Source organism: Treponema sp., from assembly GCF_017430385.1.
In the GTDB taxonomy this organism is placed as follows: Bacteria; Spirochaetota; Spirochaetia; order Treponematales; family Treponemataceae; genus Treponema_D.
In genome coordinates this window covers 1-13,853 of record NZ_JAFRNB010000108.1, presented here as the reverse complement: position 1 = coordinate 13,853, position 13,853 = coordinate 1, and the positions used below count along the sequence as shown (strand labels likewise).

General features: G+C 41.0%; 12 protein-coding genes. 10 read left to right on the top strand and 2 right to left on the bottom strand.

Annotation, left to right across the window (positions count from 1 at the left end):
* On the bottom strand, positions 1-564 hold a 564-nt coding region (locus IJJ71_RS07750; protein ID WP_296846258.1), incomplete at its 3' end, for a hypothetical protein.
* Positions 565-574: 10 nt separating this feature from the next.
* Positions 575-4,009 (bottom strand): right-handed parallel beta-helix repeat-containing protein, encoded by a 3,435-nt coding sequence (locus IJJ71_RS07745; RefSeq protein WP_296846257.1) that lies wholly within the window; start codon positions 4,007-4,009, stop codon positions 575-577.
* 235 nt (positions 4,010-4,244) lie between these two features.
* On the opposite strand from IJJ71_RS07745, the gene IJJ71_RS07740 reads away from it, so the two are divergent.
* Genes IJJ71_RS07740 through IJJ71_RS07695 form a run of 10 tightly spaced genes read left to right on the top strand, consistent with a single transcriptional unit; the run spans position 4,245 to position 13,663 of the window.
* On the top strand, positions 4,245-6,431 hold the full coding sequence (locus IJJ71_RS07740; RefSeq protein WP_296846256.1) for a secretin N-terminal domain-containing protein: 2,187 nt from the start codon (positions 4,245-4,247) through the stop codon (positions 6,429-6,431).
* Positions 6,428-7,792, top strand: a complete 1,365-nt coding sequence (locus IJJ71_RS07735) for a GspE/PulE family protein (RefSeq protein ID WP_296846255.1) — start codon at positions 6,428-6,430, stop codon at positions 7,790-7,792. Before IJJ71_RS07740 ends, IJJ71_RS07735 begins: the two co-directional genes overlap by 4 nt.
* Positions 7,789-8,823 carry a type II secretion system F family protein gene (locus IJJ71_RS07730; protein ID WP_296846254.1) on the top strand — a complete coding sequence of 345 codons (1,035 nt, stop codon included), beginning with the start codon at positions 7,789-7,791 and terminating at the stop codon, positions 8,821-8,823. The genes IJJ71_RS07735 and IJJ71_RS07730 overlap by 4 nt, the downstream gene beginning before the upstream one ends.
* A 1-nt stretch (position 8,824) precedes the next feature.
* Positions 8,825-9,274, top strand: coding sequence for a type II secretion system major pseudopilin GspG (gene gspG, locus IJJ71_RS07725; protein ID WP_296846253.1), 450 nt, complete (start codon positions 8,825-8,827; stop codon positions 9,272-9,274).
* The gene (locus IJJ71_RS07720; RefSeq protein ID WP_296846252.1) at positions 9,246-9,875 is read left to right on the top strand and encodes a hypothetical protein; all 630 of its coding nucleotides are present in this window, start codon (positions 9,246-9,248) and stop codon (positions 9,873-9,875) included. Before gspG ends, IJJ71_RS07720 begins: the two co-directional genes overlap by 29 nt.
* Positions 9,872-10,654, top strand: a complete 783-nt coding sequence (locus IJJ71_RS07715; protein WP_296846251.1) for a hypothetical protein — start codon at positions 9,872-9,874, stop codon at positions 10,652-10,654. Before IJJ71_RS07720 ends, IJJ71_RS07715 begins: the two co-directional genes overlap by 4 nt.
* A complete protein-coding gene (locus IJJ71_RS07710; RefSeq protein WP_296846250.1) occupies positions 10,644-12,167 on the top strand; it encodes a hypothetical protein in 1,524 nt (507 codons plus the stop codon). Before IJJ71_RS07715 ends, IJJ71_RS07710 begins: the two co-directional genes overlap by 11 nt.
* Positions 12,164-12,670 carry a peptidase associated/transthyretin-like domain-containing protein gene (locus IJJ71_RS07705; protein WP_296846249.1) on the top strand — a complete coding sequence of 169 codons (507 nt, stop codon included), beginning with the start codon at positions 12,164-12,166 and terminating at the stop codon, positions 12,668-12,670. Before IJJ71_RS07710 ends, IJJ71_RS07705 begins: the two co-directional genes overlap by 4 nt.
* A complete protein-coding gene (locus IJJ71_RS07700) occupies positions 12,663-13,226 on the top strand; it encodes a hypothetical protein (RefSeq protein WP_296846248.1) in 564 nt (187 codons plus the stop codon). The genes IJJ71_RS07705 and IJJ71_RS07700 overlap by 8 nt, the downstream gene beginning before the upstream one ends.
* A 5-nt stretch (positions 13,227-13,231) precedes the next feature.
* Entirely contained in the window at positions 13,232-13,663 is a 432-nt protein-coding gene (locus IJJ71_RS07695; RefSeq protein WP_296846247.1) for a prepilin peptidase, read from the top strand.
* The last annotated feature ends 190 nt before the right edge of the window (positions 13,664-13,853 follow it).

The window sequence follows — 13,853 nt, the reverse complement described above, 5'->3', positions numbered from 1 at the left end:
GACTGAACTTGAAGTGTCAGTCAAATTCACGACTTTTACCGCAACTTTTGAGACAGTTGAAGAAGATGGAAGATTAACTTTTATGCTGACAGAACCAGTTGCTGAAGAATCACTGCCGGCATCAGTTGATTTTAATTTGAGCGAAATTGAGGAAGTTGTTGATTCAATCGTTACATTTTGCGTACATTCAAGGATTTTTTTTGTGCAGGCAGAATCAGAATATGCGTCCAAAGCAAAAACATAATCTCCTGTCGCAAGCGTAAAAGTTTTCGTCGAAATTTGGGTATAAGTTGCCCCAGTTCCATCAGCAGGATAATTCGTATTGTTTGCGTTTGGGTCGAGATATGAAAATTTGTAGAAAAGAGTTGAAATGTCATAAGCAGAAGGATAAACCACGCGGGCAGGCGAATCATTTGAAACGGCGAGATTAAATGTGCAAAAAACCGAAGGTGCCGAAGCAGGAATGAAAATTTGGTTTTCTTCCTCCGCAGCCGCAATTTGCTTACAGCCCGCAAAAGTCAAAATCAGAGAAATTGAAAGAATCAAATAAAATAACTTTTTCATAATTCGCTCCTTAATCTGTTACCGTGAATGTTGCTTTTGCTTCATGAACATTGCCCGCCGAGTCAGTCGCAACGAGCATCAGAACATTCGTAAGCGGAAGCCCAGCCTTTGGAATCGTGACCGTATTTGCTATAGTCGTGTAGACCAAACCGTTTACAGTCCAAAGATACGAAGCATATCCGCCCTTTGCAGTGAAAACATAGTTCGTACCGCTTTCTGCTGCGGTAAGCTCAAGGTCAGCATTCGTGTATGTAGGAACTGAGATTGTAATTCCCGAAGAAACGCTTTGTACGAGTTTTCCGTCACTTGCAATGCCCCATGTTTCCCCGGTTTTTGGAGTGATGTCGAATTTCGTGTATTCAGAGCCGACTTTCGTTCCACCAAGCACTGGCGTTCCAACTGTGTAAGATTCTGGCGTGATTGTGGCAATCGGAGCCGTTCCAGATAGAGTTGATGGCACTGTGATTGTGCTTCCTGTAACGAGATAAACATCATTTTTTGCATCGGAAGTAAGATCTGCCGGAATAACCGAAGCACCCTGAATTGAGAATGTTCCTTGATTGTATACAGCACCGCCGAGATTGACAGCCTTGTTCTCGGAGATTTCTCCGCCATTAAGCGTGAACGAAGCCCCTGTGTTGATATAAACTCCACCGCCGAGTTTTGCCGCATTGTATCCATTAATCTTTGATGCGCCCAATACAGTGACTGAACCGCCACCGACCGCAATTCCACCGCCTGTATTGCTTGCAATATTTCCGCTGACTATAGTGCTTGAGATTGTTATTGCAGCTGTTGTCGTGTTTGAACAACTGATTCCGCCACCATTGGTTGCCATGTTTGCAGAGATAATTCCGTTCGTTATTGCGAAACTGCTTGCGTTAGTGTGAACACAAATGCCGCCGCCCGCATAAGTAACCTTGTTGCTGGTGATTTGGCAGCTGCTTATTGAGAGAATTCCGTCATCAAAAATGCCACCGCCGGATTTTTTTGCTTCGTTGCTGGAAATTTCTGCGTAGCCAACGATGAGAGATGCGTTTTGTGCAAGATAGATACCGCCGCCATAATTTTCTGCATAATTGCCAGAAATTATAGTTCCGTCGAGGATTTTTGCCGTTCCTCCTGCGACATAAATTCCGCCGCCACCGTCATCAGTTCCTGTCGTAGTCGATTTGTTGTTTTTAATCGTTGTGTCCGTGATTGTGAGCGAGCCTGTTCCGTCCTTGAAGATACCGCCGCCCTTAACGCCGGTGTTGATGTCAGCTCCTTCGCCGCCGATTACAGAGCCTTCGATTTCGACATTGCCGCTTGAGTATGTAGAAATATTGATTCCGCTTTGTTCGCAGGCTGTGATTGCTGAGCCTTTAATCTTGAAGTCACCGGAACCGAGGATTGAAATGCCGCCCGTTCCACCCCTTGTTATGCACAGATTCTTTATCGTGACAGGAATTGCCGTGTCGAATGCAATCGTTGTCTGTGAGCCGTTGCCCATGAGGACATCAGTGCTTGTCGAGTTCGTTCCTTCAATCGTGACTGATTTTGCAGAAACTCCGTCTGAGTCACGTAATGTTGGTGAATCAGAACAGTCAATTGTTCCGCTGATTTTAATGCTCCAGTCGTTGTTAGCATCATTAATCTTTGCGAATGCAGCCGTGATTGTTTTCAATGCATTAGCGGCATTTAGACCGCTGTTTGAATTATTTCCAGTTTCACTTACATAAATGATATTTTTCTGGATGAGAGAGATAGTTCCATCTGACTGAATTTCCCAGCCTGCCGTCGAATATTGAGAAACAAGGGAGAATTTTTCATAGTTTGCCGCAATCAAATCTGCATCGCCGGAAAGAACAACATTTCCTTCTGCTGGAGATTTAGGCTTGATAACTGCAACTGAACTTGCTGAAAGCGCGCTGTCAATCGTGATTGTAGCCGAAGCTCCAAGCATGACAGTATTTGTCGGATCGATACGGGCATCCTTTCCGACATGGAATTCTCCTTCTGAAGCAATTCCAATGTTGTCCGCCGCGACGACCCTTGTGTTGCCTTTGATTGTGCCACCGTAAATCGTGAGGCTTCCCTTCGAGAATATTCCTCCGCCGTTCTTGTATGCCTTGTTGCCGATGATTGAGCCGCCGTTGATTTTGATTGTCGTATTTTCCCCGGCACGGATTCCGCCGCCGTTTCCGCCTTTTACTTCTGTTTCTCCAGAAGCGATGAATCCTGAAACGCTTCCGTCTGAATTGACAACACCCGCAATATTTTCAGAAATCGTTCCGCCGTTCATGATGAAAGTTGCGCCGTCTTTGTCGAGGTTGACGCCGCCGCCAGCACCGTAAGTCGTGTTGTTCGTGATAGATACGCCGTCGTTCATTGTGAGCGTTGCACCTGCTGAAACGAAGACACCGCCGCCGTTTTTCGGATTTGAAGCGTCCTTAAGTTCAGCCCTGTTTCCTGTGATTACGGTTCCGCTTTCAAGGATGACATTCGCATTGCCTGCAAGACAGAGGCCGCCACCGCCAGTCGTTGTTGCGAGTCCGTTTTTCAAAGTGATGTTCTTGAGCGTTACTTTTGCAGTTGTCTTTACGACAAGAACATTGCTTACTCCGCCACCATCAAGAATATCCGTGCCTGTTTCGCTCTTGCCGGAAATCGTAATCGTTTTTACAGGTATGTCAGCAGGAATTACAGCATTTTCGATTATCGTTCCAGAAACTATGAGGTAATAATTTGTTGCGGAGTTGTTGAGTTCCTGAATCTTTGCGGTAGCCTTGCTTATTGTCGCGTAAGGATTTGCTTCCGTGCCGTCGCCAGTCAAATCGTTTCCAGTCTGAGAGATGTAAATGTAAGATTTTTCGCTGTGGTCAATCCATTTTGCGTGAAGCGTGAGGCTCCATGTTACCGATTCGTCAAAATTGAAGGCAAATTGCTTTGCTGAATCCCAGAACCAGCCGTCAAAGCTGCATTCTTCTTTTGTCGGTTCAGCCGGGAGCGTGACTTTTTCGCCGGACTTAATCTTTTGTTCTGAAACAAGACTTCCGCCGTCAGTGTCAAAAACAATTATGCAGAACTGGTCTTCAGTTTTTCCGCTTTCGTACCATTCGAGCTGCATCGTCTGCGAAAGTGTAGAATCTTCATCAACATAAAAATTTAAAGGCTTCGAAAGCGCGATTGGCGTGCCGAATTTGTCGTAACCGTAAGCCCTTGCGAAATAATTGTCCCTGCTAAGACTGTTAAAACTGACCGGAGAATTCAAACCTACTGCATGAAAAAAAGCGGTTCCGTTGCTTCTGGTGAATTCAAGCTTGCATTTGGACAAATCGTTGTTCTGGTAGCCGTGTGGTGAAGATTCTGCGGGTGGAATTACGGTAAAAGAAACATTGGACTCAGGCTCATCATGCTTGCACGAGCCTAAAAAAAGAGAAAAAAAAATAGCACTGAAGAGCAAAAATAACGAAGCCCTTCTCATCGAAACTCCTCAAAAATAAAGTCTCCACCCCAATGCTACTTTTTCTAATTCCATATATTTTAACACAATCCTCTAAAAAAATAAAGGGGAGAAGTGAAGCAAGAAATGCTTTCAGAATAACTACGGGGTATGTTGAATTTTCTAATAAAAATCGCACACTAGAAAAATAACAGAAATTATTCTATATTGTTCTTTTATCACAGAAAATAGAATCATGCACAGAATTAAAAAAAATTTACCACTTCTATTTATGTTTTTGCTTGGCTTTTCAATAACTTCGCAAGAAGCCCTGCATCCGACTTTTGTTTCGGATTTCAAGAATCAAAAAATTTCTGACATTATTTTTGTACTTGCCGATGTATTCGATAAACAAGTAATAATAGATGACAGTATAACAGGAAACGCTACTTTTCATTTCGCAGACACTAATTTTGACGAAGCTCTTACTAAATTTGCCGCACACTGTAATATTTTCATTGAGAAAAACGGTAGTATCTATTCAGTAAGCAGGATTTCTATCAAATGGAATGAAGCAAGCCAGACCGCCGATGTCGATGCGGAAGATGTAAGTGCACAGACATTCTTTAAAACACTGTCCAGAAAATCAAAGAAAACAATAGTGACGGATTTCCCGGCATCTTCATTGATTACAGTCCGTGCACAAAACGCAGACCTCGAAAGAATAATAAAACTTGTCCTTGTAAAAGAATCAAGCTATGAACTTATTGAAGAGGAGGGCGGTTATTACATTGCAAGAAAGTCTAACGGAAATACAGTAAACACAGCAGGAATGAATAATTTCCGCCTTGAAAAAAAGGGGGAGCTTTATAACCTCACATTAAAAAAAGCAGCTTTTTCAAATGTAATACAGGAACTCTTCAAGAAAGCCGGTAAGGAATACAGCCTTATGAACAAGAGCACTCAGATTCTTGAAAATCTGTATTACTCGGACAAAGATTTTGACACTCTGCTACATCTTATAAACGAACAGTCTTCAAGCGACTTCATGATTTCGGACGGAATCTACTATATATATGATGTTCAGAAGAAAGACATACTTAAAAACTATAAGGCAACTTTTTCTGTAACATTAAAGAATATCTCTGCGGCAGAAATGATGTCGCTTTTCCCGACTGATTACAATGCAAATGGATTTATAAAAGTCAATAAAGCAGCTAACAGCCTGATTATAACAGGAAGTACAGACGAAATAAAAAGAATTGTTTCTTTCATAAACGAAATAGATGTTCCGACTGATGGAAGAAGATATGAGGAATTTTCTGTTAATGGACTTGATACTCAGTCAGCCGTTGCCCTTTTTCCAGAAGGCTTTTTCTTTACTCCACCTGTCATTGTTCCAGACAGTCATATTTTCATAACTCAAGTAACAGATGAAAAATCCGCCGATATAAAGAACTATCTTAAAATATTGGAAAAAAAGGATATTGCATATCCCATTCATCTGAAATACATAAAAGGCGAAACACTCATAAAAAATTTACCGCCGTCTATAAAAAAAGAAAGCATAGCCACAACGAATGATGAGAGCCTGATTTTCTTCACAGGTACAGAAAAGGCTTTTGAGGATTTTAAAAGAGAGCTTTCTTTTATTGATAAGCCGTCAAGACAGATAAAATACCAGCTCCTTGTAATTCAAAGGCAACTTTCTGACAGTTTCAGCTGGGAAAGCAAAATAGCAGGGGCAGAAGTGAATACCGATGAAGTGGCGACAGGTCGTGCACTTACGGCAAAAGCTGCGAGCCTGTTGAACATAAGTTTTGACATCGTTACCGAATTTGGAATTCAATTTGCCGAATCCCTCTCTGCACAGATAGGAAACAGCAAGTCAAAAATCATGGCAGATACAACGCTTAACGGAATAAGCGGCGAAAGCATAACTTTTAAAAATACGAACACTTACCGTTACAGGGATGTGGCCGTAGATGCCAAAAGCGGACTTTACACAAGCAGCACAAAGGAAATAACAAGCGGTCTGGTCATCAAAATCAAAGGCTGGGTTTCGGGCGATGACATGGTGACGGTGGATGTGACGGCAGAAGTCTCAAAACAGGGGAGCGTTGACAGTTCTGGTGACAGCTCGACAACAAACCCTCCGTCAACGACAGAAAAATCAGTAACTACAAATGTCCGCACACAAAGCGGGAATGCGGTCGTCATAAGCGGACTTTTGCAAGAGGAAGTTGATGAGACGATAAAAAAGACTCCAATTTTGGGCAGCATACCGCTTATCGGAAAGCTCTTTCAGACCATAAGTAGTTCTACAGCCCAGACAGAAATGATTATCTACCTTGTTCCGTTTGTTCAAAAATCTGATAATAGAAAATTGACGGAAGACGAAAACATCGCCCGATATACCGAAAAATATGGGGATTCTTTATGAGCGTTGAACTTTCCGTATTTTCAGCATATAAAGATGTCTCTGGACAATATAACGACGAATTCATCCGTGCAAATTCAGCCGTAAAAATCTCAGAGGACGATAACTGCGTTAAAATAGCATTGTCCGAAAGAGCTGATGAAAACTCTCGTGAAACTCTAAGGAATTTTCACTATCCGAAACAAATAATTTTTGAGGAACATGCAGAATCAGAATTCGTAGAATTCATAGGAAACTGCATAGAGCAGAACAACTCTAAATTCAAAAATATTGTAGAAAGAAAAGATGACGGTTTCAACCTAAACACAATAGAATCCGATGCTCCGGCCGTCAACATCATAAACGCCCTTTTTCTTGAAGCACTCCGAAAAAATGCCTCAGACATACATCTTGAAAGCGGTGTAAAAGACCTTCGTGTAAGGTTCAGAATAGACGGCGTTCTCCGTACCGTAAAGTCTTTGGGAAAAGAAGCGGAAGCAAGCATTATCAGCCGAATAAAAATAATGAGTGGCATGAACATAATGGAAAGCCGGCAGCCACAAGATGCACGATTAAGTGTCACATTGGAAAACAAAAAAATGGATTTCCGTGTTTCTACCGTTCCGAGCGTGCACGGCGAATCAATCGTACTTCGTATTTTCAATACTGAAAACGAAAACATCCCGCTCGATAAACTCGGATTTTCAGAAACTGCACTGAAACAGCTTCGTTCATTTACGCAAATCCCGTATGGCCTCATTCTTGTAACCGGCCCCACAGGAAGCGGAAAATCAACGACATTACATGCAATGCTCATGGAAATGGACAGGGAATCCAATAAAATAATAACAATCGAAGACCCGGTTGAATCCGTGATAGACGGTATAACGCAGATACAGACAAACGATGCAATCGGGCTTTCATTCAGCACTTTGCTCAGAAGGGTTCTTCGCCAAGATCCCGATGTCATAATGGTAGGTGAAATTCGAGACACGGAAACCGCAAGGCTTGCAATAAGGGCAGCCCTTACAGGACATCTTATTTTTGCGACTTTGCACACCAACGATTCAATAAGTACGGTCTCACGATTAATTGACATGGGCATTGAGCCGTATCTTATAGCCGGTGTTCTTCGCGGAGTAACCGCACAACGGCTTGTACGAAAAGGAAATTCAGTCAAAGGTTATAAAGGTAGAACCGTAGTAAGTGAAATCTGCCTTGTTGATGATGAAATGCAAAAACTGATAGCAAAAAACTGTGATGCGGATATGCTCAGAAAACATGCCCTCTCTAATGGAATGGAAACAATTCATGACAACGCCATGAGTCTTATCAGCGAGGGCATAACGGATTTGACCGAAGCAAAGAGGGCGGGGGCATTATGAGAATAAAAAGCATTTCCAGGAAAAATCTTCTTTCCTTTACTGTCTCGATGTCTGCATTGCTCAACTCTTCACTGCAAGTGCAGGATGCTGTTTCACTTTGCAAGGAAACTTCCAGGACAAAAGAAGTCCGCATTCTTTGCATGGAACTGATTTCCGTGCTTAACAAGGGCGAAAAACTGAATACGGCCTTGCAAAGTATACGAAAAGGCATTCCTCCAATATACACGGCAATAGTAAAAATCGGAGAGGAATCGGCAAGACTTCCGCTTGTATTTGAAAAACTGGCCTCTTATCTGTTCAAACTGAACGAAAGACAGTCAAAACTCAGGGTATCTCTGATTTATCCGCTTACTGTACTTTCTGCAGCCCTTATACTCTGCTCCGTTATCCTTTTTTATGTTTTTCCGAGAATGTCGGACATATTCAGCATAATGAATTTTGATGAAAAAATACGGCTCCCTGACCTGAACATGCTGACCTTCAGGTTCATCAGGGGAATAATACTCATGCTTGCACTGATATTTATTCCGATTGTACTTCATAAGAAAAATTCAGCCTCAAAATCTTTTATTGATGCGGTTATATTAAAAATTCCATTTTTAAATGAAAGCATAAAAAACAGGGAATGTGAAAATTACTCATTTGCAATGGAACTCCTGACCGAAAGCGGAGTTCCGCTTTACAAATCGATGCAGCTTGCGAACAAAGTGATAATAAATTCACATTTCCGGAAAAGTGCTGAAACAGCCGCCCGACTTGTCTGTGAAGGAACTCCTGTTTCAGAAAGTTTTGAGACTGCTGGGAATTTTCCATCCTACATGATTCAATGGCTTAATATAGGAGAGAAAACAGGAAGGGTAACGGAAGTTTTCAACAGCATACACTCTTTTTATGAAAAAAAATCAGAAACGGAGCGTAACACAGGAATGACACTGATTGAGCCTGTTTGCATTTTACTTACAGGCGGAATAGTCGCAATCCTTATATGCAACTTTGTACTGCCAATTTTCAACATTATGGGGGATTTATAAAATGAAAAAAGGACAAAAATTTATCAAGCGTTATGACGAGGCATTCACGATGCTCGAAACGCTGATCGTGCTGGCAATCGTTTTGATTCTCACAAGTACCGTCGGTTTTACGGCAATCAGAAGCCTTGAAAAGGCGAAGTCTACAGGTGCAAGGACACAAATAGACTCCTTTTCGGTTGCTTTGGAAGCATACTACATTGATTGCGGAACTTATCCGACCACTGAGCAAGGACTTGAGGCTCTGTACAAAAAGCCCGAAACCGAGCCTACAAGTGATTATTGGAACGGCCCTTATATCTCAAAAAATGTTCCGAAAGACCCGTGGGGGCATGAATATGTCTATGAGAATCCCGGCAAAGAAGGTCATCCATATTCAATCATAAGTTATGGTGCGGACGGACAGGAAAGCGGAGACGGAAAAAATGCAGACATCACATCTTGGGAAAACTGATGCTGAAAGCCATTATAGACACAATACTGATAATGATTCTTCTCGGCAGTTCCTCAACAATGCTTGTCGATGCAATGCGTTTGAAGGCAAAAACCCAGTCTGTGATACAAACGGCAATTTCCACACAGGCAGAAACAACGGAAATAAGGCTGGATTCATTATGACAAACGCATTCACTACGCTCGAAACGCTTGTGACGGTATCCCTGTCTCTCCTTGTTTTCTCAAGTTTCCTGACTTTCGCGGTGGTTTTGCTGAAGCGAACAGGCGAAGAAAACCTTTCTCTGGCAGAAAGAGTGCAGATTTTACAGACTGAGGCTGCCCTGAAAAATTATGTTGAATCCATTGATACATCGTATATGTACAACAATCTGCCAGTCCTGCAAGTGGCATGTGAAAAGATTTCATCTGGTGAAATCTTCAAAAATCATGTATTCCGACCTTCTGACCTGAAAATAGACGATGTGCGAATTATCTATGACAAAAAAGCTTACAGGAGAGGCATACAGGCAACATACTCTATTCATGGAAATACACGGACAACAAAAGCCATTGTGTCTGAAACGGAAGTTCTAAACTCAAATGGAGAATTCAGCAGATGAACAGAGCCTTGTGCATAATACTGATACTTACATCTCTTTTTCTCTGTTCTTTCTCATATTCCTCATATAGATATTCTAAATCGGCAGCAAAGTCAATCCAGACGGAAAATGAACTTGTAAAAGTCTCCAAAGCTTTTGAGAATGATTTCCAAAACCTAAAATTTGAAGGTTCGGACTTTCCTAATTCCGAACCTATCACAAACTTGATGTCAAATTATGCAAGATTTTCTCCTTCAATGGAAGATATTTCAAGCGGCATAAATACTGCGACTTTTCCCGAATGGATTCTTAACAATCCTAAGACAAAGACTCTTTTTGAAAATCCGTTGTTTTCAGCTAAAGAATACGGCTGGATAAGCCTTGCCGAACCGAATGCAAAAACCGTAAAATCAATAACAGATTCCTATAAAGGAAAGTTGTCTCTTTTCCCACTCGTAAACGCCCTTCCTCTCCTAAACATACATTATACCGACTTGGAAACACTTCGGATTGTGCTTGAATCAAGCGGTATTTCAGACAGCGAGAGAAAAAGCAACGAACTTTACTACAAGGTAAATGAAGCACCTCTTACGAATACAGAAATAGCGGAACTTCTTGAAGTTCCACAAAATCACAAGGTTTTTGCAATAATCGGTGCAAAAACAACATTCTGGAAAGTAACTCTGACCTTAGATAAAAAGAAATGTGAGCAGATTTTGGCCGCCGTTCCCAAAAAGGATGAGCAGGATAAAATCGAAAAATACATAGTGATAAAGGAGCTTGTGCAGGATGAACGATAAAAGACTTGCAGACAGGACTAAATGCTCCGTTTATATCATTTCTCTTGCAGCAGGAACGACTTCAAGGAAGCAAAGGGAAGCCTCTGAAAAACTGCGCGCACTTCATCCATCCGGACTTGAGGGAAAAAGAATTGCCCTGCGGAAGAACAAAAGAACGAAAGATGAGTATATCTGTGTAGTTTATCCCGACTATTTTGAGAAACCTTTATTCACGACATTCCTTGCGGCTGAGTCAGTCAAAAAAAATTTTTCGGGAACAATCGTATTTAAAACAAAGAAGTTTTCTGAACGCATGGATTTTTCAAACGGAAGTCTGAAAAAATCATCACTGATTTCAGAAGAAGATTCTCAAAAACTTGCCGCCCCTGTCGTTCTCAGCCCTGAGAACAGCATATTTTTTCAAAAGAAACTGCTCAGAAGCATAGTTGGTATTAGTCTTCTTATTTGTACGATTATGTCTGCTTTGTATTTTCACAAACTTTCTTCCATTCATGCTGAGAATGCGAGAATACAAAAAGAGGTTGCCGAACAAAAGAAAAAACAATTACAGGCAAAAGCTGAAAAAGAAAAATTCCTCGAAGGTCTTGTAAAAAACCATGCAGACCTTCACAAAGACAGTACCGCGAGTCCCTATGAGATTACGAGCATAATCTACAGAAACATCCACGAAAATGCGAAAATAAAAAACCTTTCCATTACAGGAAATGACTTTGTTATTGAAGCAGAATCAAAGGACGGAACAGCAATCTTAGCTTCCTTTGAACAAGACGGAAATGTAACTAATGCAGGCCTGCAGCACATATTCTGGGAGAATGGAAAGGACTTGTTTATTCTGACAGGTACGGCCGTTCTTCCTAATGAAGAACCTTCGCCAGCCTTATCTACGGAAGAAAAAATAAAATTCTACCTTGAAAAAAATGAAGAAGCCGCAATCAGGCAGAATACAACCATATCTCACTCGCAGTACACGGACGACTTGAGGAAACTCCTCAGAAAGTGCAGCCTTGAAGCCTCATCTATACAAAACATGTATTCAAACGAAGAGACACAAAGCGAGTACACTGTCAGGGGAAGTGTGCAATCATTCATTAACTTTTTGTATCAGGCAAAAGAAAAAAACATTGTTTTTGCAAACCTCAGACTACAACAGCAGGAACACGAGGCAACGGCTTCATTCCGCATAAAACTTCCACCGACAGGCGAAAACAAAAACGAACCGTCACAGCCGCCCGAATTCTCTCCAAAAGAGATAGCAGGAACTTTCGCAACAGAGGCTCGAAAAAAATCACCCAGTCCGCGTATATCGGCATCTGAAAAAACAGTTCCTACAGAAACGAAAGCGGAAACAAAAACAGCTAATTTTCTGACTTATATCGGTCAGGTAAAGGTTAATGGCATGACAACAGCATATATCAAGAACAACAGGAACGATGAAATAATCAAAGTTCCATATACTTCTGATGGAAAGCTGTATGTCACGATAAATTCGGAAACTTACGAGGTCAAGCAATGAAAAAGTTTTTATGGTTTATTACGGCTCTCTTCTCTGTTTTCTCCATTATCTCCTGTGCTTCTTCAAGTCAGAACGGCATGAATGAAAAAGCAATGTTCGTCCTGATTTATGACGGAAGCAACACAGGATTGGGAAATGTAAGGGTATATGCGCAGGAAAACGGAAAAAACACAAAAGACTATTTGGGAAGCTCAGACATGAACGGTCGTTTCTACATGGCTTTGAAAGAAAACTGTAATTACACGCTTACCCTTGAAAAAGACGGCTACGAAACATCCTCGAAAGAATTTGAGTTCAGAGGCATGACCGGGCTTTATTTTCGTATGCTAACGGTTGATGACCTTCTTACCGAAGCTGAGAACGCACTTGATTTACACAATTATTCAAAAGCACTTTCATACAGTAAGAGGGCGTTAAAACTCGATGGAACACGGAAGGATTCCGTACTTCTCAATAAAATCATATTAAAACATATAGAAAATAATGGAGGCAAAAATGAGTAAAAAAATCTGTGTCATCGCACTGATACTTCTGGTTATTCTTACAGCGGCTAATAGTGCAGGAATATTTATCCTGCTGCAACGACAGGATAAATACGCTGTTGAGCAGGAAGAATCTCAAAAAAGATTGCAAGAAGAACTGGATGGGAAATTTACAGATTCAATCATTTCCCTACAGTCGTACCTGATGGATAGTTTTAAAGAGCAGAATATCCTTCTGAAAAAAACAAACACCATAGCACAAGAAAAGAAAACTGCACAAGCTGAGCAAACTGCCATAATCTCAAAGGACATGAGCGAAGGAATTGCACTCATGTCTAAAAAAGAATACGCAAAAGCAAAAGCTGTCTTTGACAAAGTGTATGCCTTGCAGCCATACAATAATGAGGCGAAATTTTACTCCGTGTATTCTCTTTTCCTTCAGAACAAACTTAAGCACACAAATTATAAACTGATTACAGATACTTTCTCTTCACTCCGTGGAGCAGGCTACAGCAGAAAGGAAATGGAAGAAGTCGAGAACTTCATCAAAGATGAACTTGACAGCATTGCGAGGTAGAAAACATGCAAATCCTTAGACTATCCATTTTTTTGATTTTCGCCGTAGTTCTAAGCATTTATGACATAAAATTCTTGAAAGTGCCAGTTGTTGTTTTGCTTGCACAAATTTTTTCACTTGTTATTTTCGATTTTTTCTTGTTCAGAAATAACTTATGCCAGAATGGAATCGGTGCGGTAAGTTGCTTTTCGATTTTGCTTCTGACTTATTTCATTAGCAAACACAATCTTGGATTCGGGGATGTAGAATTTGGATTTTCAGTAGGATGGCTTCTGGGAGATTGGCTGTGGATTCCTGCTTTGTTTGCTGCAACTGCCCTGGGGATTGTTTTCATATTGGTAAAAAACAAGGCTGCTAAAACCAAAAAAATTCCTTTTGTGCCATTCTTGGGATTTTCAAGTTTATGTATTGGAATCTTTCACAACACAAATCTTTAATAGAAAAAATGATGAGTAATTGCATAAAAAAAACTTACATGTATAAGCATGTAAATTGGATTATATTTGTAAATAATTTTTCTCAGCAAATAGTTTTAATCAACGACAAATCACGACGGAATAATGCAAACTTGCCTGGCATAGGTGGCGTGTTTAATCATATCAATTGCGATTTGTACCACTACGCGGG